Source organism: Nocardioides flavus (ex Wang et al. 2016), assembly GCF_014653115.1.
GTDB lineage: Bacteria > Actinomycetota > Actinomycetes > Propionibacteriales > Nocardioidaceae > Nocardioides > Nocardioides flavus.
In genome coordinates, this window is record NZ_BNAD01000007.1 from 100,533 (window position 1) to 124,687 (window position 24,155).

General features: G+C 69.9%; 24 protein-coding genes and 1 riboswitch. Of the genes, 19 read left to right on the top strand and 5 right to left on the bottom strand.

All coding sequences use genetic code 11. From position 1 onward, the window contains the following. The first annotated feature begins 13 nt into the window (after positions 1-13). From IE200_RS13225 to IE200_RS13240, 4 genes are all read left to right on the top strand, one after another. Positions 14-1,666: a flavin-containing monooxygenase gene (locus IE200_RS13225; protein WP_191279952.1), complete on the top strand. Its 1,653-nt coding sequence runs from the start codon at positions 14-16 to the stop codon at positions 1,664-1,666. Between the two features lie 94 nt (positions 1,667-1,760). Continuing rightward, positions 1,761-2,831: an alcohol dehydrogenase gene (locus IE200_RS13230; RefSeq protein ID WP_191279953.1), complete on the top strand. Its 1,071-nt coding sequence runs from the start codon at positions 1,761-1,763 to the stop codon at positions 2,829-2,831. Then, positions 2,828-4,201 (top strand): NAD-dependent succinate-semialdehyde dehydrogenase, encoded by a 1,374-nt coding sequence (locus IE200_RS13235; protein ID WP_191279954.1) that lies wholly within the window; start codon positions 2,828-2,830, stop codon positions 4,199-4,201. Before IE200_RS13230 ends, IE200_RS13235 begins: the two co-directional genes overlap by 4 nt. Positions 4,202-4,209: 8 nt before the next feature. Next, positions 4,210-4,518 (top strand): hypothetical protein, encoded by a 309-nt coding sequence (locus IE200_RS13240; protein ID WP_191279955.1) that lies wholly within the window; start codon positions 4,210-4,212, stop codon positions 4,516-4,518. 127 nt (positions 4,519-4,645) lie between these two features. Here the strand turns inward: IE200_RS13240 and IE200_RS13245 are convergent, their stop codons facing one another. Together IE200_RS13245 and IE200_RS13250 are read right to left on the bottom strand one after the other, a co-directional pair. Further along, a complete protein-coding gene (locus IE200_RS13245) occupies positions 4,646-5,257 on the bottom strand; it encodes a YceI family protein (RefSeq protein WP_191279956.1) in 612 nt (203 codons plus the stop codon). Positions 5,258-5,934: 677 nt separating this feature from the next. Further along, on the bottom strand, positions 5,935-6,603 hold the full coding sequence (locus IE200_RS13250; RefSeq protein ID WP_191279957.1) for a hypothetical protein: 669 nt from the start codon (positions 6,601-6,603) through the stop codon (positions 5,935-5,937). Between the two features lie 155 nt (positions 6,604-6,758). Between IE200_RS13250 and IE200_RS13255 the strand changes: the two genes are divergently transcribed. Both IE200_RS13255 and IE200_RS13260 read left to right on the top strand, forming a co-directional pair. Further along, complete coding sequence (locus IE200_RS13255; protein ID WP_191279958.1) at positions 6,759-8,630, top strand: sensor histidine kinase; 1,872 nt, start codon at positions 6,759-6,761, stop codon at positions 8,628-8,630. Beyond that, positions 8,627-9,271, top strand: a complete 645-nt coding sequence (locus IE200_RS13260) for a response regulator (RefSeq protein ID WP_191279959.1) — start codon at positions 8,627-8,629, stop codon at positions 9,269-9,271. The genes IE200_RS13255 and IE200_RS13260 overlap by 4 nt, the downstream gene beginning before the upstream one ends. 103 nt (positions 9,272-9,374) lie before the next feature. On the opposite strand, the gene IE200_RS21110 is transcribed toward IE200_RS13260, so the two are convergent. Continuing rightward, entirely contained in the window at positions 9,375-9,839 is a 465-nt protein-coding gene (locus IE200_RS21110) for an FtsX-like permease family protein (RefSeq protein ID WP_191280012.1), read from the bottom strand. Positions 9,840-10,170: 331 nt separating this feature from the next. On the opposite strand from IE200_RS21110, the gene IE200_RS13270 reads away from it, so the two are divergent. Then, entirely contained in the window at positions 10,171-10,899 is a 729-nt protein-coding gene (locus tag IE200_RS13270) for a sulfite exporter TauE/SafE family protein (protein WP_229856511.1), read from the top strand. A 196-nt stretch (positions 10,900-11,095) separates the two neighbouring features. Continuing rightward, positions 11,096-12,553: a phospholipase D-like domain-containing protein gene (locus IE200_RS13275; protein ID WP_191279960.1), complete on the top strand. Its 1,458-nt coding sequence runs from the start codon at positions 11,096-11,098 to the stop codon at positions 12,551-12,553. Positions 12,554-12,790: 237 nt separating this feature from the next. Here the strand turns inward: IE200_RS13275 and IE200_RS13280 are convergent, their stop codons facing one another. After that, the gene (locus IE200_RS13280; protein ID WP_191279961.1) at positions 12,791-13,717 is read right to left on the bottom strand and encodes a threonine/serine dehydratase; all 927 of its coding nucleotides are present in this window, start codon (positions 13,715-13,717) and stop codon (positions 12,791-12,793) included. 30 nt (positions 13,718-13,747) lie between these two features. Beyond that, positions 13,748-15,268, bottom strand: a complete 1,521-nt coding sequence (locus tag IE200_RS13285) for a sulfatase family protein (protein ID WP_191279962.1) — start codon at positions 15,266-15,268, stop codon at positions 13,748-13,750. Between the two features lie 235 nt (positions 15,269-15,503). Here IE200_RS13285 and IE200_RS13290 point away from each other — a divergent pair, with 235 nt between their 5' ends. The 11 genes from IE200_RS13290 (at position 15,504) to IE200_RS13340 (ending at position 23,804) form a co-directional block, all read left to right on the top strand. Further along, the gene (locus tag IE200_RS13290; RefSeq protein WP_191279963.1) at positions 15,504-16,874 is read left to right on the top strand and encodes a hemolysin family protein; all 1,371 of its coding nucleotides are present in this window, start codon (positions 15,504-15,506) and stop codon (positions 16,872-16,874) included. Further along, positions 16,864-17,928, top strand: coding sequence for a hemolysin family protein (locus tag IE200_RS13295; protein ID WP_191279964.1), 1,065 nt, complete (start codon positions 16,864-16,866; stop codon positions 17,926-17,928). Before IE200_RS13290 ends, IE200_RS13295 begins: the two co-directional genes overlap by 11 nt. 20 nt (positions 17,929-17,948) lie before the next feature. Next, positions 17,949-18,548: a CDP-alcohol phosphatidyltransferase family protein gene (locus tag IE200_RS13300; RefSeq protein ID WP_407941003.1), complete on the top strand. Its 600-nt coding sequence runs from the start codon at positions 17,949-17,951 to the stop codon at positions 18,546-18,548. Positions 18,549-18,621: 73 nt separating this feature from the next. Next, a complete protein-coding gene (locus IE200_RS13305; RefSeq protein WP_191279965.1) occupies positions 18,622-19,458 on the top strand; it encodes a DUF881 domain-containing protein in 837 nt (278 codons plus the stop codon). Further along, entirely contained in the window at positions 19,455-19,787 is a 333-nt protein-coding gene (locus IE200_RS13310) for a small basic family protein (RefSeq protein ID WP_191279966.1), read from the top strand. The genes IE200_RS13305 and IE200_RS13310 overlap by 4 nt, the downstream gene beginning before the upstream one ends. Next, positions 19,780-20,544 (top strand): DUF881 domain-containing protein, encoded by a 765-nt coding sequence (locus IE200_RS13315; RefSeq protein ID WP_191279967.1) that lies wholly within the window; start codon positions 19,780-19,782, stop codon positions 20,542-20,544. Before IE200_RS13310 ends, IE200_RS13315 begins: the two co-directional genes overlap by 8 nt. A gap of 40 nt (positions 20,545-20,584) precedes the next feature. After that, positions 20,585-20,971 carry a glycine cleavage system protein GcvH gene (gene gcvH, locus IE200_RS13320; RefSeq protein ID WP_229856512.1) on the top strand — a complete coding sequence of 129 codons (387 nt, stop codon included), beginning with the start codon at positions 20,585-20,587 and terminating at the stop codon, positions 20,969-20,971. 141 nt (positions 20,972-21,112) lie between these two features. Then, complete coding sequence (locus IE200_RS13325) at positions 21,113-21,640, top strand: FHA domain-containing protein (RefSeq protein WP_191279969.1); 528 nt, start codon at positions 21,113-21,115, stop codon at positions 21,638-21,640. A 4-nt stretch (positions 21,641-21,644) separates the two neighbouring features. After that, on the top strand, positions 21,645-22,388 hold the full coding sequence (ftsR, locus tag IE200_RS13330) for a transcriptional regulator FtsR (protein ID WP_191279970.1): 744 nt from the start codon (positions 21,645-21,647) through the stop codon (positions 22,386-22,388). A gap of 98 nt (positions 22,389-22,486) precedes the next feature. Then, on the top strand, positions 22,487-22,954 hold the full coding sequence (locus tag IE200_RS13335; protein WP_191279971.1) for a bifunctional nuclease family protein: 468 nt from the start codon (positions 22,487-22,489) through the stop codon (positions 22,952-22,954). Between the two features lie 280 nt (positions 22,955-23,234). Further along, positions 23,235-23,804 (top strand): MerR family transcriptional regulator, encoded by a 570-nt coding sequence (locus tag IE200_RS13340; RefSeq protein ID WP_456237859.1) that lies wholly within the window; start codon positions 23,235-23,237, stop codon positions 23,802-23,804. A gap of 135 nt (positions 23,805-23,939) precedes the next feature. Continuing rightward, positions 23,940-24,048, top strand: a riboswitch (glycine riboswitch). Positions 24,049-24,155: the final 107 nt, after the last annotated feature.

The following is a 24,155-nucleotide window of genomic DNA, read 5'->3' on the forward strand; positions in this document are numbered from 1 at the left end:
CACGGAGACACCCATGACCACCACGACCACGACCGGGCCGCGCCCGGACGCCACCACCCACGTCGACTACGACGCCATCGTCATCGGCGCCGGCTTCGGCGGGATCTACATGCTGCACAAGCTGCGCAACGAGCTCGGCCTCTCGGTGCGTGCGTACGACCGCGCCGGCGGCGTGGGCGGTACCTGGTACTGGAACCGCTACCCCGGCGCGCTGTCCGACACCGAGGGCTTCGTCTACCGCTACTCCTTCGACAAGGACCTGCTCCAGGACTACGACTGGAACACCCGCTACCTCAAGCAGGCCGACATCCTGGCCTACCTCGAGCACGTCGTGGAGCGCTTCGACCTCGCGAAGGACATCCAACTCGAGACCGGGATCGCGGCTGCCGTCTTCGACGAGGCCACGAACCGCTGGACGGTCACCACCGAGCAGGGCGAGACCGTCACCGCGACGTACGTCGTGACCGCGCTGGGTCTGCTCTCCAAGATCAACATGCCGAACATCCCGGGCATCGAGACCTTCGCCGGCGACATCATCCACACCGGCGCCTGGCCCGACGAGCACGAGTTCGCGGGCAAGCGGGTTGGTGTCATCGGCAACGGCTCCACCGGTCAGCAGGTCATCTCGGCGGTGGCCCCGGAGGTCGAGCACCTGACGGTGTTCATGCGGACCCCGCAGTACAGCGTGCCGGCGGGCGACCGGCCCATGACCGCCGACGAGGTGTCGTCCATCAAGGGTGACTTCGACTCCATCTGGGACCAGGTCCGCAGCTCGGTGGTGGCCTTCGGCTTCGAGGAGAGCGCCGTCCCGGCGATGAGCGTCTCCGAGGAGGAGCGCCAGCGCGTGTTCCAGGAGAACTGGGACATCGGCGGCGGTTTCCGGTTCATGTTCGGCACTTTCTGCGACATTGCGACCGACCCCGAGGCCAACGAGGCGGCGGCGGCCTTCATCCGGTCCAAGATCAAGCAGATCGTCAAGGACCCCGAGAAGGCGCGCATCCTCACCCCGACGGACCTCTACGCCCGCCGCCCGTTGTGCGCGAACCACTACTACGAGACGTTCAACCGCGACAACGTGTCGGTGGCCGACCTCAAGCAGCACCCGATCGTCGAGATCACGCCGGAGGGAGTGCGTACGGCCGACGGCAAGGTCCACGAGCTCGACGTGCTGATCCTGGCCACCGGGTTCGACGCCGTGGACGGCAACTACATGGCCATGGACCTGCGCGGTCGCGGGGGGCAGACGATCAACGAGGCCTGGGCGGACGCCCCGACCAGCTACCTCGGGGTCAGCACCAACGGGTTCCCCAACATGTTCATGATCCTCGGCCCGAACGGCCCCTTCACGAACCTGCCCCCGAGCATCGAGACCCAGGTCGAGTGGATCGGCAAGCTCGTCGCTGAGGCCCGCGAGCGCGGCGCCGCAGTCGAGCCGTCGGTCGAGGCCGAGCAGGCCTGGACCGAGACCTGCCAGACGATCGCCGACATGACCCTGTTCCCCCAGGTCGACTCCTGGATCTTCGGAGCCAACGTGCCCGGGAAGACCAAGACGGTGATGTTCTACATCGGCGGACTGGCCAACTACCGCGCCCAGCTCGACGAGGTCGAGGGAACCGGTTTCAAGGGATTCGAGTTTGCTCCCGCCGCCCAGCCGGCACTTGCCTGACCACTCGGGTGGCGGCCGCCTCTGTGGCGGCCGCCACTCCTCTGGGCTCGACCTGTCGTCGATCCCGTCCATCCAACGAACATTGCGAGGAACCATGCGCGCATTCGCCGTACCCGAGCCCACCACCACCGACCTCGCCGAGATCGAGCTCCCCACGCCCACGCCCTCGGGCACTGAGGTGCTGCTGGAGGTCGTCCGCTCCGGGGTGTGCCACACCGACACCCACCTGCGAGCTGGCTACTACGACCTCGGCCGACGCGGCCAGATGCGCCTGACAGACCGGGGCGTTCCCTACCCCCTGGTCATGGGACACGAGGTCGTGGGAGTCGTGACCGCCGTCGGACCCGACGTCGAGGGCGTGGAGGTGGGCAGCACCCGGCTGGTCTACCCCTGGGTGGGCTGCGGTGAGTGTCCGCCATGCCTGGACGGACGTGAGAACGCGTGTCCGCGGGGCCGCAACATCGGCGTCGCACGAGCAGGCGGGTACGCCGAGCAGGTCCTCGTCCCGCACCCGCGCTACCTCGTCGACATCGAGGGGCTCGACCTCAGCTGGGCGGCCACGATGGCCTGCTCCGGGCTGACCGCCTACAGCGCTGCGCGCAAGGTCCTGCCGCTCCCCGCAGACGCGCCGATCGTGGTCATCGGGGTCGGGGGAGTCGGACTGACCGCCGTCGCGACCCTGAGCGCCCTCGGCCACCGTGCCATCTGCGCCGTGGACACCTCGGCGACCAACCTCGCGGCGGCCCAGGAGCTCGGGGCGTCGCACACCCTGACCTCGGTCGGCGACGACGTGGCCGCCAAGCTGCAGGCCACGACTGGTGGGCCCGTCGCAGCCGTCATCGACTTCGTCAACAACGAGCGCACCGCTCCCGTCGCCTTCGATGCCCTGGCCAAGGGAGGGCAGATGGTGCAGGTCGGCCTCTTCGGGGGAGAGCTGACGATCCCCACGGCGCTGCTGGCGCTGAAGATGATCACCATCCAGGGCAGCTTCGTCGGGACCCTGCCCGAGCTGCACGAGGTGGTCGAGCTCGCCAAGCGGGGCGACATCCCCCGCATCCCGGTCCACGACGCCCAGCTCGACCTCGTCGGAGTGACCGAGTCCCTCGACCGGCTCGCCGCCGGTGGAGTGACGGGTCGCATCGTGCTGAAGGGAGCAGGACAGTGAGCAAGTACGTCTCGGTCGACCCGGCCACCGGTGCCGTGGTCAAGGAGTTCGACAGCATGACCGACTCCGAGGTGGACGCTGCCGTCGAGGCAGCCCACTCCGCCTACCTGTCGTGGCGGCACGCCGACCTCGGCGCACGGACCGCGTTGCTCCAGAGGATCGCGGACCAGTACCGCGAGCACTCCGACGATCTCGCAGCCCTGATGGCCGCCGAGATGGGCAAGCCCGTCACCCAGGCCAGGGGCGAGATCGCGCTGGTCGCGTCGATCTTCGAGTACTACGCCACCACGGGCCCGGACTTCCTCGTCGAGGAGCAGCTCGACATCGCCGGCCAAGGCAGCGCCACCGTCGTGACGGAGCCCATCGGCGCGCTCGTCGGGATCATGCCGTGGAACTACCCGCACTACCAGGTCGCGCGGTTCGTGGCCCCGAACCTGCTCCTCGGCAACACGATCCTCCTCAAGCACGCGAGCAACTGTCCCCAGCAGGCCCTCCGTATCGCTGACCTCATCTCCGCCGCCGGTGCGCCGGTCGGCGTCTACCAGAACGTGTTCGCCACCAACGACCAGGTCGCGCAGATGATCGCGCATCCTGCCGTCCAGGGGGTCTCGCTGACCGGGTCCGAGCGAGCCGGGCAGGCCGTGGGCAGTGTCGCGGGGGCGCACATGAAGAAGTGCGTGCTCGAGCTCGGTGGTTCCGACCCGTTCATCGTCCTGGCGGACGCAGACGTGCCGAGCGCTGCTCGTGAAGCGGCGACCGGTCGGTTCGCCAACGCGGGCCAGGCGTGCACGTCCTCGAAGCGCATCCTCATCGAGGACGAAGTGTGGGACGAGTTCCTGGAGGAGTTCGTTGCCCAGGCGCGCCAGTGGACGCTCGGCGACCCGTCCTCGGCCGACACCAGGCTGGGCCCGATGGCCTCTGTCGCCGGAAGAGCCGACCTCGAGGAGCAGGTGCAGGACGCCGTGGGAAAGGGTGCCGAGGTTCACCTCGGTGGCACCGTGCCGGACGGCCCCGGCGCCTACTACCCGGCAACGGTGCTCTCCGGCGTCGAGCCGACCATGCGTGCCTACCGGGAAGAGCTCTTCGGCCCCGTGGCGGTCCTCTACCGGGTGGCCTCGGCAGAGCAGGCGATCGCTGTCGCCAACGACTCGCCCTTCGGCCTCGGCGCAGCCGTGTTCGGCGGCGACGAGGCGAGGGCACGGGAGGTGGCCGACCGCCTCGAGGTCGGAATGGTGGGCATCAACACCACGGTCAAGAGTGCCCCCGACCTGCCCTTCGGCGGAGTCAAGGCCTCCGGCGTCGGGCGCGAGCTGGGTCGGTTCGGACTCGACGAGTTCGCCAACAAGAAGCTCGTCCGGAAGCTGAGGTAGGTCCCGTCATGAGAGAGGCAGCTCCCAGCGTTCGACGGCGCGGTCGTGAGTTCCCGGTCCTGGGATCCGCCGATCTCGCGCCGTCCCCGAGCACGCTGACCGACTTCTTCGCGACGACGCCCGAGCGCCGAGCGTTCGTCGACGGCGAGGGCCGGCTGACGGGTACGACCGGGCGGATCCATGCCAAGGCCATGGGCACCGGGACGACCGTGTGCGGCCGCAACGCGAGCTCGTGGGTCAAGTTCTGGGAGGTGCCGTTCTCGACCATCCTGGTGAAGGCATGTCCGGACTGCCTCGAGGGCGTCCGCGAGTACTGACACACGCCAACTGACCTTTGATCGCATCGCGCTCGACCGATCGTGTGCGCGGGCTGCCCTGGTAGGGATGCCGAGGCCCCGGGTCCCTGACGGGAGCCCGGGGCCTTGTCGGTGTCGACGCCGTACGTCAGGCGTTCTTGATCGCGGAGATGTCGAACTCGAGCTTGATCTTCTCGGAGACGAGGACGCCGCCGGTCTCGAGCGCGGCATTCCAGGTCAGGTCCCAGTCCTTGCGGTTGATCGTGGTCGCGCCCTCGAAGCCGACGCGGGTGTTGCCGAACGGGTCGACGGCGGTGCCGGTCTCCTCGAAGGGGATCGTGACGGACTTGGTGACGCCCTTGATGGTGAGGTCGCCGGTGATGGTCCACTCGGTGCCGTCGCGCTCGACCGAGGTCGAGGTGAAGGTGAGCTCGGGGTGGTTCTCGACGTCGAAGAAGTCGCCCGAGGTGAGGTGGCCGTCGCGGTCGGCGGTGCCGGTGGCGATGCTGGCGGCGCGGATCGTCAGGGCCACGCTCGAGGCTGCCGGGTTCTCGGCGTCGACGTGCGCGGCGCCGTCGAAGTCGCCGAACTGGCCGCGGACGGTGGTCACCATCGCGTGGCGTGCGGAGAAGCCGAGGCGGCTGTGGCTGGCGTCGATGGTGTAGTCACCGGTGAGCACCGACCCGGGGGTGGCCTCGGCGACGGCGACCGGGGTCGCGTCGGCGGGGGCGGTGGTGGGCTTGCGACGGAAGAAGGACACGGTTTGCTCCAGGTGAAGGATGTGGTTGAGAGTTCAACTAACTTAAGGCTCGACCGCGGCAATTCATTCCATCTTCATCGTGATCTGGCTCACTTCAGGTTGGAGCTGCTGGTGTCACGGCCTCCACGTCTGTCGGTCGCTCGTCCCGCGAGGGAGAGGGAGACCTCTCCGAGGTCCTCGATTCCCAGCCGATGGAGGCCTAGCGTCAGGCGCAGCCGGCCCCGAGCTCGGGGGCCAGCAGACGCCCGGACCCCCGTGCCATTCGGACCGACTGCCACAAACTAGACACTTACAGACCGATCACGTCCATGACAGGGCGCTACAATCCGTAGTGAACCGCGAGCTCTCCCCGCGTAAACCCGAGGAGATCCGCGATCATCCGAGTCATTCAGTGGCGCTCGATCTCTCCCAGAGGGTTTCGGTTCAAATCGTGTCCCCGGTTCGCCTCGAGCAATGTGGGGTGGGGGAGTAGTGGGGACTCTGTTCCGGGAGCCTTCCCTGTCCCGGGAAGACGTACCGGACGGGTCTTGCGGAACCACCAAGCCTCAAGAGCTCCGCTTCCTGCGGCGTAGCCGTGGAGGGTTCTTCTTGCGGTGACACCGACCATCCATCAACGGGCGGGGGCGGATCGCGCCTGCCTTGTGACTGGCTACCAACTCGAGCGCTTGCGGGTCCTGTCACGATACGACGGAGCCCTTCACGCTCAACGACAGATCGGCCTCGCCCTGCCGTCGGGCGAGGATGATCGCGGCGGCGATGAGCCAGAGCGGGAGGAGCAGGTAGTTCACCAGGCCACCGGGTGGGATGCCTGCGGTGCCTAGGGCGCTGAGTACGCCCAGCACGAGGGTGAGGATCGCGAACCACCGCGGCAGTACGGCGTTGGCCAGACCGGCCAGTCCGGCGCCGAGGAGGGTGGTGGCGATGCCAATGCCCATGCCGGCGAACCCGAAGAAGCCCACGAAGCTGAGGATTCCCAGGGCCTGGTCGTCTTTGGCGTCCGCGGCTCCGTTGATCAGACCCCAGTTCCACATCACCATCTGTGAGAGGCCGGCAGCGACGAGCAACAGGCCGCCGTAGACGATGCTGGAGTATGTCGATTCGCGAGCTTCGCCCGCACGGAGATGGCTGCGGAGCGCGGTCCCGAAGAAGACCAGCGCGATCGCCATGACTACCAGGCAGCCGATGGCTGCGTAGTTCAGGGCCAGGTGATCGCGGATCGCCGCGGTGGTCATCGTCCCGGGTGAGTCCTGGTCGCCGGTCTGGAACAGGAACATCTGCCCGATCCAGGCCGCGCCCGCGATCGCTCCCGTCCAGGGCAGGAATCGTTCGAACTTGCTGCGAGGCATTTCGCCACTCCCTTCCGCATGATGCCGGCGGGGATCGCCGACACCGCGACCATTCCGGTCGAGTCGCCCGGGCGCACGAGGTTGCCGTCCCGGGTGGGCCGGGAGGTGTTCCCGGGACTGCAGACGGGAGGCTGCCGCGCCGTCAGACTGTGGACATGTTCTTCACGGCCGTTGTGTTCGCGACGGTGGTCCCGATCACGCTTGGTCTGCTGCTCGTGCGGCGTGGTCAGCGTCGGATCGGCTGCCTGCTGGTGGCGCACGGGCTGTCGGTGGGCCTGCTGTTGGGTGGCTCCGAGTTCACGAGCACGACCACGGCGGCCTTGGTTGCCGACCAGCTGCTCGCCGGCGGTTGGGTCTTCCTGTTCCTATGGTTGGTCCTGATCGCCTACGTCTTGCCCGATGGGCGTCCGCTGTCAAGTCGGTGGCTGCTCTGGGTCCGTGTTGGGCTGGCGGGCGCAGCGCTGCTTCTCGTGGGTGCGGCCGGTGACCGGAGTACGTTCCGGCAGGAGCACGACGGGCTCGCCCCACCGGTGGCGTGGCTATCGCCGGCGGTGTCGGCAGTTCTCGGGACGGTCGGGCTGCTGCTCGTCGTACTTCTGTTCTTCGGCTCCGCTGTCGCCGTGCGCAGCCGGCTCAAGGCATCGGCGGGCGAGACCAGGCTGCAACTCCTGTGGCTGGTCTGGGGTGCGCTGGCCGTCCCGCTGGGGCTGCTCCTCCTGTGGGCGAATCACTTCCTGCTGAGTGACATTCCCTGGATTACCGCTGCCGTTTTCACCGGTGTCAGCACTGCGCTGCCTGCCACCATCACGATCGCGATCTTGCGCTATCGCCTCTTCGACATCCAGCTCGTCCTCAGCCGCACGCTCACCTATGGCGTCCTGGTTGTCGGTGTGGTGGCGTTGTACGCACTGCTGCTCCTCGCTGTCGCCCGCGTCGGCGGAAACGACACCTTGGGTGGCCTACTCACGGTCGCCGTGGTCGCAGTCGCGGTGCACCCGGCCTACGCTTGGCTCGGCTGGCGGGTCGAGCGGTGGGTCTACGGCTACAGGTCCCAGCCGCACCAAGCCCTCCGCCTGCTCGCCGACCGGGCCGACGCTGCAGCATCTGACACGTTCGGCACTCCGGTCACCGACGCGGTCACTGATGCGATCGCCGAAGCTCTCCGTGCCGATCGCGCGTGGGTGGACACCCGGCCCGGCGACGCGGACGATCGTGTCGTCCGGACGCCGCTGGTGCATCGCGGCGAGAGTTTCGGATATCTCGCGGTGGCAGTGCCGCACGGTCGGGAGCTGTCATCCGCGGATCTGGCTCTCCTCCGCGACCTTGCCCGGTATGCGGCGGTCCTCGTCCGATCGGAGAGACAGGGCCAGGCTCTTCGCGAGTCGCGTTCGCGGATCGTGGCCGGCCGCGAGGAGGAGCGCCGCCGGCTCCGCCGAGACCTTCACGACGGGGTCGGCCCGGCGCTGGCAGCCGTCGTGCTCAAGCTCAACGCCGCGCAGTCACGCGCCGATGTCGACGCGCGCGCCGCACTGCTTGCCGAGGCACGCGAGGAGGTCAAGGACGCTATCGCGGAGGTGCGCCGGCTCGTCGACGACCTAAGGCCGCCGGCGATCGACGAGGTCGGCTTGCTTGCGGCGATCCGGCATCGCGCTGGGGCATTGTCCGGGGGGCTGACGATTGAGGTGTCCGGGCCGGAGCCGCTGCCCGCGCTGCCCGCGGCGGTCGAGGTCGCTGCCTTCCGAATAGCATCTGAGGCGATGACAAACGCCGTCCGCCATGCTGGCGCGAGCCGCTGCCGGGTCGACGTGTCTTTGAACGGTTGCCTAGAACTCACCATCGCGGACAACGGGCGCGGTCAAGCGCTGGCGACTACGAGCGGGGTGGGGTGGACGTCGATGCGCGAGCGTGCCGCCGAGCTAGGTGGCACCTGCGACATCTCCGACCGGCGAGAAGGAGGCCTCCTCGTGCGTGCGGTCCTGCCTGTTGAGGAGCCTCCGGCGAGCGCGGAGAGCCGGGTCGAGCGATGATCCGGCTGCTCGCGGTCGACGACCACCCGGCGTACCGGCGCGGCCTCGAGCTGATGCTCGCCGACGTCGACGACATCGACATCGTCGGTGAGGCTGAAACCGGTCTACGCGCCGTGGAGCTTGCCGAAGAGCTGGCTCCCGACGTCGTGCTGATGGACCTGCGGATGCCCGAGCTGGACGGCATCGAGGCGACGCGAAGAATCAACCGGGGCGCGTTCGCCCCGGCGGTCGTCGTCCTCACGATGTTCGAGGACGACGACTCCGTCTTCGCGGCGATGCGCGCCGGCGCCCGCGGCTACCTCCTCAAGGGAGCAGAGCAGGACGAGATCGTGCGCGCGGTCCGCGCCGCCGCGGCAGGCGAGGCGATCTTCGGCCGCGAGATCGCCCAACGTGTCATCGCCCACTTCGCCCGCGGCGCCGGATCCACTGCAGCTGCTTTCCCCTCGCTGACCGATCGCGAGCGCGAGGTGTTGGAGCTGGTCGCTGCTGGCAAGGGCAACTCGATCATCGCCCACGAGTTGATGATCAACCTGAAGACGGTACGCAACCACGTATCCAACGTCCTCAACAAGCTCCAGGTCTCCGACCGGTCCGCGGCCATCGTGAAGGCACGCGAAGCGGGCCTGGGGGGTGGCAAGTGACTGTGCCGTCAGACGATGGGCATCTGGGACCCGTCGTCGGCTCGTGCGCGGGCCGACGGGGTCTCTGTGCTGGACGAGCCGACATCGACTTTCAGGTCGCGGCTTACTCGCGGGCTGCGGCGAGGGTGATCGGGTTGGTGCGGTTGGCGAGCCAGGTGCCGATCGTGGCGGTGCCGACAACGGCGGTGATGCTGACCGCGGTGAGGGTCAGGAGTGTGGCCCAGGGGATGACGAGTACGGGTTCGCCGAGGAGTGTCAAGAATCCCCGGCGTGCTGCAAGCAGGCAGCATGCGGCGGCAGCAGCGCCCAGAATGACACCGATGGCTGAGACGGCGAGGGCCTCGAGTGCTGAGGTGCGGATGGTCTGGCCTCGGGTGAGTCCGCTGAGTCGCGCGACGGCGAGCTCGCGTTTGCGGGCGGCCGCGGCGAGCGCGACGGCGTTGATGACGGCGATGAGCGCGTAGAGGCCGCCGAGTCTCGCGGAGCGCGCCAGTGCAGGATCGGCTTGCGGGACGGCTGACCCGCACTTCGCTACCAGAGCTCGCGTCGCTAGGCCGAGTCGGCGGATGCGGCAGGGACGGTCCCAACAAGGCCGGGCAAATCGGTGGACGTTTACTAGTCGAAAACCCCGTCAGATCCCGGCCAATGGAAACTCGTTCGAACAAAGTCTCGCCAGGTCCCAGGGTGGAGTCCTTGCAGGTCAGAGCCGGTAGGGGCAAGCAGAACCAAAGGTCGCTTCGCAGCCTGATCAACGTCAAGGGGTCGCAGGTTCAAATCCTGTCAGCCCGACCATGTGATGTCGCAGGACATCACGAGCTCCCGGACCTACGACATGTGGGTCCGGGAGTCGTCATTTTCGGTGTGATGGGGGAGGGCCTCGGCGTGAAGATGGACCACCCGTGAGCCTCGACCTGCCGACGGAGCACCTCCTCCTGCTCGCAGCGGTCACCTTCCTCGGTGCGATGCTGCAAGGTGTGGTCGGTCTGGGCCTCGGGCTCCTGGTGGCGCCGATCGCCGGGATCATCGAGCCCGCCCTGCTCCCGGGCGTACCGCTGTGCCTGGCACTGGTCATGCCACTGCTCACGTTGACCAAGGACGTCAGGCACGTGGACTGGCCGGCGCTGGCCTGGGCGCTGCCGGCCCGCGTCCCGGGCACCGTCGTCGGCGTGGTCGTCGTGGCGCTCGCGACCCCCGAGCAGATCGGCGTCATCGTCGGCCTGGCGGTGTTGGTCGCGGTGCTCCTGACCGTCCGCACGGTGCAGATACCGGTCACGCGTGCATCGCTCGCCGGTGCGGGCTTCGTGTCCGGCGTCACCGGCACGGCCACCTCGATCGGTGGTCCGCCCCTGGCGTTGCTGTTGCAGCGTCGCCCGCCCGACCAGACCCGAGGCACGCTGGGCGCCTACTTCGTCGTCGGAGCGGCCTTCTCCGTCATCGGCCTGTGGGCATCGGGGCACCTGGTCCTCCGAGACGTCAGCGTGGCACTGGCCATGCTGCCTGCGATGACGCTGGGCTTCTACGCGGCGATGTTCCTCCGCAGCCGCGTTCCTGCGGCCTCGTTGCGAGGGACGTTGCTCCTGGTGTGCGCGGTGAGCGCCCTGGTCCTGGTCGTGCGAAGCATCTCGTAGCCGATGAGGTGGTGCGCCGGCTGGACACAATTCTCTCGACCCCACAACTTTGCATGTCCGGCGGACGTCATGTTCAAGTGACCGGACCGGTCTGCGCACTGCGGAGCGGTCGACGAGTCCTGCCGCGGCCCGGTGACGGGCCGTACGGCGGGCGGAAGCACCACGTCGCCACCGCGGTGGCGACCGGAAGGAACCCGTGTCGAGACTGCTCACCCTGCTCACCGCCCTGTGCCTCACCCTGGGCGTCCTCGCGACGGAGGCGCCCGTCGCGCCGGCCGCATCGGGAGGGGTGATGGCCTCCACCCCGATTGCTGCGAAGGTCACGGCCGAGGACCGCCGGCGCTGGAAGGCGCCCCGGGGCCCGTTCTTCAACGACCCCCGGCGCAAGAAGGGCTGGTTCCGGATCGAGCGCAAGGTCATCGACACGATCAAGCACACGCGCAAGGGGTCGACGATCCGCATCGCGGTCTACTCCTTCGACCGGATGCCCGTCGCCAGGGCCCTGATCGCCGCGCACCGCCGCGGCGTCAAGGTGCAGATGATCCTCAACGACCACCAGTACACGAAGGCGATGCGCGCGGTCCGCAAGGAGATCGGTGCCAAGCGCTACCGCTCGAGCTTCATCTACCGCTGCACGGCGGGGTGCCGGAGCAAGCAGAACCAGTACAACAACATGCACACGAAGTTCTACTCGTTCTCCCAGGCCGGTCGGTCCAAGGACGTCCTGGCCGTCGGGTCGGCCAACCTGATGCTCAACGCCGACATCCACCAGTGGAACGACCTCTACTTCACCTCCGGCGACCACGAGCTGTTCCGCCAGTTCGTACGGCTCTTCAACGACATGCGCAAGGACCACTCCACCCGCCAGCCGCCGCAGTTCTTCTGCGGCACCCCCGCCAACGGCGTCGCGTGCGACGACTCGGTCGACAAGCACACCGTCTGGGCGTGGCCCAAGCCGTCGGGCCCGAAGAACGACCTCGTGCTGGACCTGCTCAACAAGGTGCAGTGCCTGACGCCGGACGGCGCCGGCGGGCAGAAGCGCACTCGCCTCGCGGTGTCGATGCACACCATGCGCGGCAACCGGGGCGACTACCTCGCCTCCGCGATCCGGCAGAAGTGGATCGAGGGGTGCAAGGTGCGGGTGATGTACGGCCTCATCGGCTACCACACCAAGCGGGTCGTCGGCGCTCCCACGGCACGCGGCCGGATCCCGCTGCGATCGACCGGCCTCGACTTCAACCCCGACGACGACTACGACCTCAACAAGGACGGCAAGGACGACCTGATCCTGACCTACTACAGCCACCAGAAGTACGTCGCGATCCAGGGCAGCTACAACGGCAACCCGGACACGCACATGGTCGTGACGGGCTCGGCCAACTGGGCGAGCCTCAGCCCCGGCAACGACGAGCTGTGGATGACGATCCGCGGCAAGAAGCTGACCCGGAAGTACGTCCGGAACTTCGACTACCAGTGGAAGAAGAAGCGCAACTCCCGCAACGCCTACACGACCACCTACGTGAACTTCCGCGTCAAGCGCACGGTCGTCGGCGAGGACGGGGAGAGCCGTACGGTCTGGCGCACGGAGCGTCGCCCGGTCGTCACGATCGAGCCGGACCCCTACCGGCCGGGACCCACCTGGGAGAACGACTGAGGACCGCTGGTCCAGACCATCGCAGAATTTCCGGACCACCCCGTAACAGGCGGCGCGGCGACGGCGCTGAGCAAGTGAGCGACCGCGTCCCGCTGGGTCCAGCACCGCCCACCCGTACCTCGACCTCCCGCCGGGGTACGGATCCCCCCAGAGGCGGTGGGACGACCTGAAAGACGCACACCACAGCGGCGCGGCCCCAGGGTCGCGCCGCTGCTGTGTGTCTCGGAACGGGACGCGCTAGGCCAGGGTTGTCGGATCGGTGTTGGCGCCGCAGACCACGACGGCCACGCGCTCGCCGGCCGCCGGCACGTAGGCGCCGGTCAGCAGGGCGGCCATCGCCGCCGCCGCGCCGTGCTCCGAGGCGATCCGGTGCTCGGCCCACAGGTGCCTGCGCGCCGCCACGATGTCGTCGTCGTCCACGAGCACCGCGACCGGGGGCTCGGCCCGTGCCGCGGCGAGGGCGAGGTCGCCGATGCGGCGGGCGCCGAGCGAGTCCGCTGCGACGCCTGACACGTCCACGTCGACCGCATGTCCGGCGGCCATTGCCGCGTGCAGCGTGGGGATCAGCCGCGGCTCGACCGCGACCACCCGCGCCCGACCGCGGGCGGCCGCTGCCACGCCGGCGTACAGGCCACCGCCCCCCACGGCGACGACGATCGTGTCGATGTCCGGCTCGTCCTCGAGGAGCTCCTCGGCCAGCGTGCCGGCCCCCGCGGCGACCTCCGGCTGGTCGTACGCGTGGGCGAACGTCGCTCCCTGCTCCTGCGCGAACAGCACGGCGGCTTCCTGGGCCTCGGCGAACTCCGCCCCGACCCGCCGCACGTCCGCGCCGTAGCGCCGGATGCGCTCCACCTTCACCGCGGGAGCGGTCTCGGGGACGAACACCGTGGCACGCACGCCGAGCTCGCGGGCCACGAACGCCTGCGCGAGCCCGGCGTTGCCGCCCGAGGCGACCACGATGCCGGCCTCGCCCAGCTCGCCGCGCTCGCGCGCCGCGAGCTGCCGGTTGAACGCCCCGCGCGTCTTGAAGACACCGCAGTGCTGGAGGTGCTCGCACTTGAGCCACAGCCGGTCGCGTCCGGAGGGCGCCAGCAGCGGAGTGCGGCGCACGTGCCCGGCGATCCGGTCGCGGGCGGCCAGCACGTCGTCCCGGGTGATCGTCACCGGGCCATCATCCCTCGGAGGCGGGGACGCTCAGGGCGACGGCACCCGAGCGACGCCGCCGCTCGGGCCGGGCAGCGGACCGAACTGCTGGTTGCACGTCCACCCGGCGCACGTCACCAGCGCGAGGCGGCGACGTTCGAGCGCCTCCCTGACCTCGGCGTAGGCCGGGTCGTCGACCACGTTGAGCGTCTCGTGGGGGTCCAGGAGCCGGTCGTAGAGGAACGCGTCGCTCCCGTCGGTGCCGTAGAGGTAGCGCTCGGTGCGCACGCCCCGGTGCGACCACCCGTCGCCCAGGGTCCGCCCGGTCTGGATCAGGGTGGTGTCGCGGAAGGGCTGGGCCTCGCCGCGGAGGGTGGGTGCGAGGGAGGCGCCGTCGACCTGCCACTGCGGGGCGACGCCGGTGAGCGCGGCGAACGTCGCGGGCAGGTCCACGAGGGTGGCGGGGACGTCGGAGGTGCTGCCCTCCACGACCCCTGGCCCGCGCACGAGCAGCGGCACCTGCAGCGCCTCGTCGGTCAGCACGTCCTTGCCGACGAAGCGGTGCTCGCCGAGGGAGTAGCCGTTGTCGGAGGTGAACACGACGTAGGTGTCATCGAGGACGCCCTCCTCGGCCAGCGTCGCGACCAGGGAGCCGACGGCACGGTCCACCGCCTGCAGGGACTGCAGCCGGGCGGTGTTCTCGGCCGCGACGTCGGTCCGCGACGCCGGCGCCAGGTTGCGCAGGTAGCGCGGCTGGTCGGAGACGTCGGCCTCGTTGAAGGCGGGGTCGTCGAAGGCGGCAGGCCGAGCGTCGAGGAACAGGTCGTCGTCCTGCGGCGCGGCCGGCGGCAGCCCTCGGCCGCCCTCGGGGGTGATCCGGTAGTGGGGCGCGAGGTGCCAGGCGTACACGACGAACGGGTCACCGCTCCGGGCGAAGTCCCTCAGCGCACGGTTGGTGCGGTCCTCGATCACCGAGGTGACGTAGCTGTCGGTGTAGCGGCGCGGGGTCCCGTCGCCACTCATCGTGAAGTCCACGTAGTCGTAGGTGCCTCGGGTCAGTGCGTCCCAGCGCGACCAGCCGGCCGGGCGCACGTCGCGGGGGCCGTAGCCATTGAGGAACTTGCCGACGAACGCCGTGCGGTAGCCGCTGTCGCGGAACCACACGCTCGCCTCCTCGCCCGGGTCGAGTGCGGCGAAGCCGCCGTGCTCGCCGCGGTTGTGCTGCACACCGTTGTTCTGCGCGTACTGGCCGGTGGCGAGCTGGGCGCGCGCCGGGCAGCACAGCGGGTGCGGCGAGATCGCGTCGGTGAACTCCATCCCCTGGTCGGCCAGCAGGCGTCGCGTGATCGGCATGTGGTCGAGGTCGTCGTCACGCATGTCGTCGGTGAGGACGAAGACCAGGTTGGGCTGCGACGCCGTCGTCGCCGCTGACGCCGAGCCGGTGCCCTGCACCATCCGTACGGAGCCCGCCTCTGCGGCGCCGCCGGCGTCACCGGTCGTGCTGACCGTGGCCAGGGTGGCGACGAGCACGACGAGGAGGGCAGCCGAGATCGACTGTGCCCACGCTCGCATCATGCCCCTCGCCGAGACCCTGAGGGTCCTGATCGTCCGCCCTGTTCGGGCGCAACAGTAGGGCGGGGCCCGGCCCTCACCCAAAGCGACACGTCGACTGTGGCCGCGACGGTTCCAGCCGCTAGCCTGTGGTCCCGCCGAGAGCCGGCACGATCCGCACGAAGGAGCCTGCAGCACCCGCCATGGACGAGAGTCAAAGTCCCCGCACGACCGCACTGACCACCGGGTGCGCGTCGTGACCCCTCTCCTGCTGCTGCTCGCCTCGCTGGCCCTCGTGGCCGCCTGCGGCCTCTTCGTGGCCGCCGAGTTCTCCTTCGTCACCGTCGACCGTCCGAGCGTCGAGCGCGCCGCCGCGTCCGGCGACGAAGGTGCCCGTGGAGTCCAGCTGGCCCTCCGGTCGCTGTCGACCCAGCTCTCCGGCGCCCAGGTCGGCATCACCGTCACCAACCTGGCGATCGGCTTCCTGGCCGAGCCGGCGATCGCCGACCTCATCCGCGACCCCCTGGCCTCCGCCGGGGTGCCCGACGGGGCGGTGTCGCCGCTCGCGCTGGCGCTGGGCCTGGTGATCGGCACGGTCGTCACGATGATCTTCGGCGAGATGGTGCCCAAGAACATCGCCATCGCTCGTCCGCTGGCGACCGCCCGGGCCACGCAGGGCTTCATGCGTGGCTTCACCGCGATGACCGGTCGCCCGATCCGCGTGCTCAACGGCTCGGCCAACGCGATCGTGCGGCGTCTCGGCATCGAACCGCAGGAGGAGCTGCGGTCCGCGCGCAGCAGCCAGGAGCTCTCCTCGCTCGTGCAGCGCTCGGCCGACCAGGGCACGCTCGACGCCGACACCGCCGAGCTCGTCGAGCGCTCGGTCGAGTTCGGCAGTCGCACCGCCGGCGAGATCATGACGCCGCGCGTGCGCACCACCACCGTGGAGGAGCAGGACCGCGTCTCCGCGGTCATCGACCTCGCCCGCCAGACCGGGCACTCGCGGTTCCCGGTGCTCGACGCCGACGACACCGTGGTCGGCACCGTCCACGTCAAGCACGCTGTCGCGGTGCCCGTGCACGAGCGCTCGACCACCCGCATCAAGCACGTGATGGTCAGGCCGGTCGTGGTGCCCGACAGCCTGCGGCTCGACCCCCTGCTCGCCCTGCTGCGCCAGGACGGCTTCCAGATGGCGGTCGTGCTCGACGAGTACGGCGGCCACGCGGGCATCGTCACGCTGGAGGACGTGGTCGAGGAGATCGTCGGAGACATCTCCGACGAGCACGACCGGCTCGGCTCCCGGATCCGCCAGCGTCGTGACGGCAGCTGGACCCTGTCCGGCCTGCTGCGGCCCGACGAGGTCGAGGACGTCACCGACGTCGAGCTGCCCGACCACGAGGACTACGACACCGTCGCGGGCCTGGTCATGCGCGAGCTGGGCAAGGTCCCCGAGCCGGGCGACCGTGTCGAGCTGCCGGTGCCCGACCGTTCGGAGCCCCACGAGGTGCGCGAGCGCCTCGTGACGCTGACCGTCCAGCGGATGGACGGCCTGCGCATCGATCGGCTCGACCTCCGCGTGGTCTCCGCCGAGTCCACCGGGACCGGGGGTGACGACGATGAACAGTGACTTCTCCGGGGTGGGCCTGGCCGTCGTGCTGCTCGCCTTCAACGCCTTCTTCGTCGGTGCCGAGTTCGCGCTGCTCGCCGCCCGCCGCAGCCAGATCGAGCCGCGTGCCCAGGACGGCTCCCGCGCCGCGCGTACGACGCTGCGCGCCATGGAGAACGTCTCGCTCGTCATGGCAGGTGCCCAGCTGGGCATCACGGTCTGCTCGCTCGGTCTCGGGGCGATCGGCGAGCCGGCCGTGGCCCACCTGCTCGAGCCCCTCTTCCACGCCGCACGCATGCCCGACGACCTGCTGCACCCGGTCTCGTTCGTGGTCGCGATGTCGATCGTGGTCTACCTGCACGTCGTGCTCGGAGAGATGGTCCCCAAGAACATCGCCCTCGCGGGCGCCGACCGGGTCGCCCTGCTGCTCAGCCCGCCGATGATGGTCATCGTCACGGTGCTGCGCCCCGTGATCGGCGGCATGAACATGGTCGCCAACGCCGTGCTACGCCTGCTGCGCATCGAGCCCAAGGACGAGGTCCACTCGACCTTCACGCGCGAGGAGGTCGCCGCCCTCGTCGAGGAGTCCCGCGGGGAGGGCCTGATCGAGGCCGACGAGTACGACCGGCTCGCCGGCGCGCTCGGCTTCACGGAGAAGTCGGTGTCCTCCATCGTGATGGCGACAGACACGCTCGCCACGGTGGCGCCGGGCTCGACGGTCGCCGACGTCGAGGCGGTCTGCGCGGCGACCGGCTTCAGCCGGTTCCCCGTGGCCGGGGCCGACGGCTCGCTGCTGGGCTACCTGCACATCAAGGACGCCCTCGAGTCCGACGACGACAGACGCTCGCGCGTCATCGAGGACAAGTGGATCCGCCCGTTCGCCTCGGTCCATCCCGACGACCTGCTCCACGACGCGCTCGAGAGCCTGCAGGTCAAGGGCGCCCACATGGCCCGGGTCGTCGAGCGCGACGGCACCGTCATCGGCCTCGTGACCCTCGAGGACGTCCTCGAGGAGCTCGTCGGCGAGATCCGCGACGCCGCGCACCACGACGTGTCCGGCGCCGACGCGCTCTGAGTGCTGGATAGGGTCTGATCGTGTCCGAGGAAGCCTCCCGCGTCTGGACCGTGCCCAACATCATCAGTGTGGTGCGGCTGGCCGGTGTGCCCCTCTTCCTCTGGCTGGTCCTCGGCCCCGAGGCGGACGCGATCGCCCTCGTCGTGCTGATGGTGGCGGGGTTCACCGATTTCCTCGACGGCTGGCTCGCGCGACGCCTCGACCAGTACTCCCGGCTCGGCGAGATCCTCGACCCGGTGGCCGACCGGCTCTACATCCTCGCCGTCGTCATCGGCCTCTACATGCGCGACATCATCCCGTGGTGGGTGGCCCTCGCGCTGCCGCTGCGCGACCTCTTCCTGTGGGGGCTGGTGCCGATCCTGCGCACGCGGGGCTTCTCCGCGCTGCCGGTGCACTTCCTCGGCAAGGCGGCCACCTTCAACCTGCTCTACGCCTTCCCGCTGCTGCTGCTCGGCGAGGGGGAGGGCGTCGTCGCCACTCTCGCGCGCAACTTCGGCTGGGCCTTCGCGTGGTGGGGGATCGGCCTCTACTGGTGGGCCGGCGTCCTCTACGCCTGGCAGGTGCGCACGCTGCTGCGCGAGACCCCGCGTCACACGTCGACGGCGAGCGACCATGGATGACGGTTTCGCCGCGGGCGGCAGGGCAGGAGGGCCGGGCGGCACGAAGACCCCCGAGCGCCCTTTGCCCGCGCACGTGACGACCCCGCTGCTGACGCTGATCACCGCGCGCTCGATGGACGAGGACTACGCCCACGTGGCGCAGAAGCGGGCGGCCGCCGGCGGACCGGCGTCCCAGCCGTCGCGGCCGCACTGGTCCAGTGTCCTCGCGGTCGCAGCGCTGGGGGTGATGGCGGCCGTCGTCGCCGCCCAGACCGACCGACAGGCGCCCGTCGACGAGCTGAGCCGGGCCGCGCTCGTCGAGCAGATCGAGAGCCGTGGCGACGAGCTGCGGTCCCTCCAGTCCCAGGTCGGGGAGCTGACCCGGTCCAACGCGGACCTGGCCAGCCGCAGCACCACCACCCAGAGCCAGCTCGACGACATCGAGTCCCGGGTGCAGCGCGCCGAGCTCCTGTCCGGCTTCTCCGTCGTCCGCGGGCCCGGCGTGCGGATCACCGTCGACAACAGCCCCGGCGCCGACGTCAACAGCGAGATCCGCGACGAGGACCTCGCGATCCTGGTGGACGGGCTGTTCGAGGCGGGGGCCGAGGCGGTCGCGATCAACGACCAGCGGATCAACGTGCTCGGCGGCATCCGCAACACCAACCGCGCGGTCCACGTCAACGGCAGGCCCGTCAACGCGCCGTACGTCGTGTCGGCGATCGGCGACCCCCGCACCTTGCAGGCGCGACTGCTGGAGTCCAGCCAGGGCCAGGAGTGGTTCGCGCTGGTCAACGGCCTGGAATTCGTCTACAGCTCGGAGAATGTGGACGACATCCGCCTGCCGGCTGCGCCCGAGCGCGTCCTTCGTGATGTGATCGAGCTCAACGCCGATCCCGACGGGGGACCGGACGGGGAGGGGAGCGCGCCGTGATCGCCGCACTTGGCCTGCTCCTGGGCATCATCGCGGGGCTGGTGTTCGCCCCGGACGTGCCGCTCAGCCTGCAGAACTACCTCCCCATCGCGGTGGTCGCAGCCCTCGACGCCGTCTTCGGCGGCCTGCGAGCGCACCTCGACGGCATCTTCGACGACAAGGTCTTCGTCGTCTCGTTCGTCAGCAACGTGGTGGTCGCCGCGGCGATCGTCTACCTCGGCGACCAGCTCGGCGTCGGGTCGCAGCTGAGCACGGGCGTCATCGTCGTGCTCGGCATCCGGATCTTCTCCAACGTCGCGGCCATCCGGAGGCACCTGTTCCATGCCTGAGGACCGCCCCGCCGACGTCACCGAGGCGCCCGGCCACACCGACCGCCCGCGGCGGGCCCGGCCCGGTCTCGTGCCCTCGCGCGCCCAGGCCGTGGTCGCCGTGCTGCTCGCGGTCCTCGGGTTCGCGTTCGTCGTGCAGGTGCGCGACACCAAGGCCAACGACACCTACGCCGGGCTGCGCGAGAGCGAGCTGATCGAGGTGCTCGACGGCCTGACCGGCACCGCCGAGCGGGCCCGACGCGAGGTCGACCGGCTCGAGGCCCGGCGTGACGAGCTGCGCGACGAGAGCCAGGCGCGCGCGGCCGCCCTCGACGAGGCCGAGCAGCGCGTGCGCACCCTCAACATCATCGCGGGGCTGGTGCCCGTCTCGGGGCCAGGCCTGCGGGTGACGATCAACGAGACGACGAGCCGGGTCAGTGTCGGCTCGTTGCTCGACACCGTCCAGGAGCTGCGCACCGCGGGTGCCGAGGCGATGGAGTTCAACGACAGCATCCGGCTCGGCGCCGACAGCTCCTTCGAGAACGCCGTGGGCGGCATCGAGCTCGACGACCAGCTCCTCGAGCCCCCCTACGTCCTCGACGTCATCGGCGACCCCCACGTCCTGCGTACGGCGTTGAGCTTCTCGACCGGCCCGATCGAGACCCTCGAGGGCCTCGACGGGGCGACCGTGGAGGTCGAGGAGCTCGAGTCCGTCGAGATCACCAGCGTCCGCGAGGCCACCCGACCTGACTATGCGGAGTTCGGCACCGGCCAGTAGCCTGCCGGGCACCTGTCCGACCCACCCGAGGAGAGCCCACGTGTATCCGGAGAACCTGAAGTACACCAGCGAGCACGAGTGGGTCCGCACCCCCGGGGATGCCGAGGGCTCCGTACGGGTCGGGATCACCGACTTCGCCCAGGACGCCCTCGGGGACATCGTGTACGTCTCGCTCCCGCAGGTCGGCGACCAGGTGACGGCGGGGGAGACGTGTGGCGAGCTGGAGTCCACGAAGTCGGTCAGCGACATCTACGCGCCGGTGACCGGCGAGGTCGTGGCGACCAACGCGGCACTCGACTCGACCCCGGAGCTCGTCAACAGCGACCCCTACGAGGCGGGCTGGCTCTTCGAGGTGAGCGTGGCCGACGCGGCCCAGGTCGACGGGCTGATGGACGCGTCCGCCTACCAGGCCGGCCTGGACGGCTGACTCCCGCCCCACGCCCCGCCCCACCCCCCGCCCCACCCCCTGATCGGTCGCCGCGTCCATCGCAGGACTGATAGGTTCGTGGCAACCGTCAACCTCAACCCTCGCCTGAGGGTTGAGCGTCGATCCGTCGAGGAGTTCCAGATGCCGTTCTGCACCGCCTGTGGCAGGCAGAACCCTGACGATGCACGCTTCTGTGCCCAGTGCGGCACCAAGCTGCTCGCCGGGGAGGACACGGGCGCGAGCCCGGTCGAGCCGAGCCAGGCCGAGACCACCGCGACGATCACCTTCGGCGCCCCGGACCAGCGTGAGTCCTCGGACCGCCAGCTGAGCGCCGTCGACGCCGCCGCGGTCGACGCGCTTCCGGCGGGCCACGCACTGCTGGTGGTCCAGCGCGGACCGAGCGCCGGCAGCCGGTTCCTCCTCGACACCGACGTCGTCGGCGCCGGGCGCCACCCGGACAGCGAGATCTTCCTCGACGACGTGACCGTGTCGCGGCGCCATGCGGAGTTCCGCCGCTCCGGCAACGGCTACACCGTCAGTGACGTCGGCAGCCTCAACGGCACCTACGTCAACCGCGACCGCATCGACTCGGTGGAGCTCACCGACGGTGACGAGGTCCAGATCGGCAAGTACCGCCTGGTGTTCTTCTCCTCCCACCCGGCCCGCTGAGTCCGTGAGTGCCTCGACACCCGCGGGCTCGAGTCGCGGCGCCCGCTACAACATCGGGCAGGTCCTCGACCAGCTGCGCCCGGACTTCCCCGGTGTGACGATCCCCAAGATCCGGTTCCTGGAGGACCAAGGGCTCGTCAAGCCCGAGCGCACGGCCGCGGGCTACCGGAAGTTCTCCGGCGAGGACGTCGAGCGGCTGCGCTACATCCTGCTGATGCAGCGTGACCACTACCTGCCGCTCAAGGTCATCGGCGACCACCTCGACGCCATCGACCGTGGGCTCGAGCCGCCCGCGATCGAGTCGGTCGTCCCGACCGTCCCCAAGGTGGCGCTCAGCTCCGACGGCCTGCCGAGCCCTGAGTCCTTCCGGCGCACCAGCGACCTGCGGCTCTCGCGCCGCGAGCTGCTCAAGGTCGCCGACATCTCCGAGGAGCTGCTCGCCGAGCTCGAGCAGTACGGCCTGGTCGCGGCACGCACCGGCACCGGCCACTTCGACAGCGACGCACTGGTCGTCGCCCAGACTGCCCGGGAGCTCGCCGACTTCGGCTTCGAGCCGCGCCACCTGCGCGCCTTCAAGACCGCGGCGGATCGTGAGGTCGGGCTGGTCCAGCAGGTCGTGGCACCGCTGGCACGGGGTCGGGACGCGGCGGCCCGCGGTCGGGCCGACGACGCCACGTCCGAGATCGCGGCGCTGTCCGTGCGGCTGCACGCCACGCTGGTGAAGATCGGTCTCGACCGCGGGTTCTGACCCCTGTCGGAAGGCGGTGCCGGAACGCGCATCGGTCCGGCGCCGGCCTCTCGGAGACAGGCGGTGCTGGTCTCACCACACGTGAGTAGGGTGGAGGCATGCGCGAAATGGACGTCGTCGGAGTCCGCGTCGAGATGCCCTCCAACCAGCCGATCGTGCTGCTGCGAGAGGTGACGGGAGAGCGCTACCTGCCGATCTGGATCGGGGCCGTCGAGGCCACCGCGATCGCCTTCGCGCAGCAGGGCGTGACCCCGCCGCGCCCGCTGACGCACGATCTCATGCGCGACGTGCTCGAGGCGACCGGCCAGCGGCTCGACGAGGTGCGCATCGTCGACATGCAGGACGGCGTGTTCTACGCCGAGCTCGTCTTCGACGGTGGAGCCGAGGTCAGCGCGCGCCCGTCCGACTCGATCGCCCTCGCGCTGCGTACGGGGAGCCGGATCGTGTGCGCCGAGTCGGTCCTCGAGGAGGCAGGGCTGGCGGTCCCCGCCGAGCAGGAGGACGAGGTCGAGCGGTTCCGCGAGTTCCTCGACCACGTCTCGCCCGACGACTTCGAAGCTCATTGATCGTCGGTCGGCGTCGCGGGACGAGAGACACTCCTGTCCCGGCAGCAAGACTGACCCTCAACGTGAGGTTGAGGGTTGCGACACGCCGGGTCGTGGATGGACAAGCCGGATCCTCGGGCTTACCTTGAACTGTCTCTGTTGTAACTCCACCGTTGTGGTTGCCGGATCCTCCGACAGTCACGCGGGCCCTTCCCCCAGGAGTTACCGCTCAGCGGAGGATCTGACCTGGAGGGTCGCAGTGACTGGCAACGAGAACGAGCACGGGGCGGACGCCGCCGGCGTGAAGGCCGCGGCCGAGGCCGCCGACTTGGCCGAGGAGCAGGGACTGCTCTTCGACGACGACGTCTCCCCGCTGCCGAGCGACACCGGTTACCGCGGGCCGACCGCCTGCAACGCCGCCGGCATCACCTACCGCCAGCTCGACTACTGGGCCCGCACCGGCCTCGTCGAGCCGAGCGTCCGCGGGGCTGCGGGTTCCGGGTCCCAGCGCCTCTACTCCTTCCGCGACATCCTGATCCTCAAGGTGGTCAAGCGGCTGCTCGACGCGGGCATCTCGCTCCAGCAGATCCGCACCGCCACCGCCCACCTGCGCGAGCGCGGCACCGACGACCTGACCCGCGTCACCCTCATGAGCGACGGCGCCTCGGTCTACGAGTGCACCAGCAACGACGAGGTCATCGACCTGCTCCAGGGTGGGCAGGGCGTCTTCGGCATCGCGATCGGCGGAGTCTGGCGCGAGATCGAGGGCACGCTCGCCGAGCTGCCCTCCGAGCGCACTGCCGAGGAGCCGGCCGCGACGGTCGCGGGCGATGAGCTCGCGGCGCGCCGGGCCGCTCGCCAGACCGGCTGAGCCCGACAGCACGCAAGACCCTCCGACGACGCCGCCCGGCCACCGGGCGGCGTCGTCGTGTCTCCCCACCTTCGGCGGGTTCGCGCAGCGCCCGTACGGCCCGGACGGTTGCGGGGGGCTAGACTGGTCGGGCCGACATCCCGTGCGGGAGAGTCACGGCGCTCGGTCTCGGGACCGGGGAGCCGTGCGCCGAAGGGGCAATTCCTCCCCGGAACCTCTCAGGCACCCGGACCGCAGGGGCTGGCACTCTGGAGGTCACCGGACCGACAGAGGGGGAGGTCACGCGACGCGACCTCAGGGAGCACCCGTGCCGGACGCCAGCTCGACCCCCGCCACCTCCAGCGACATCAC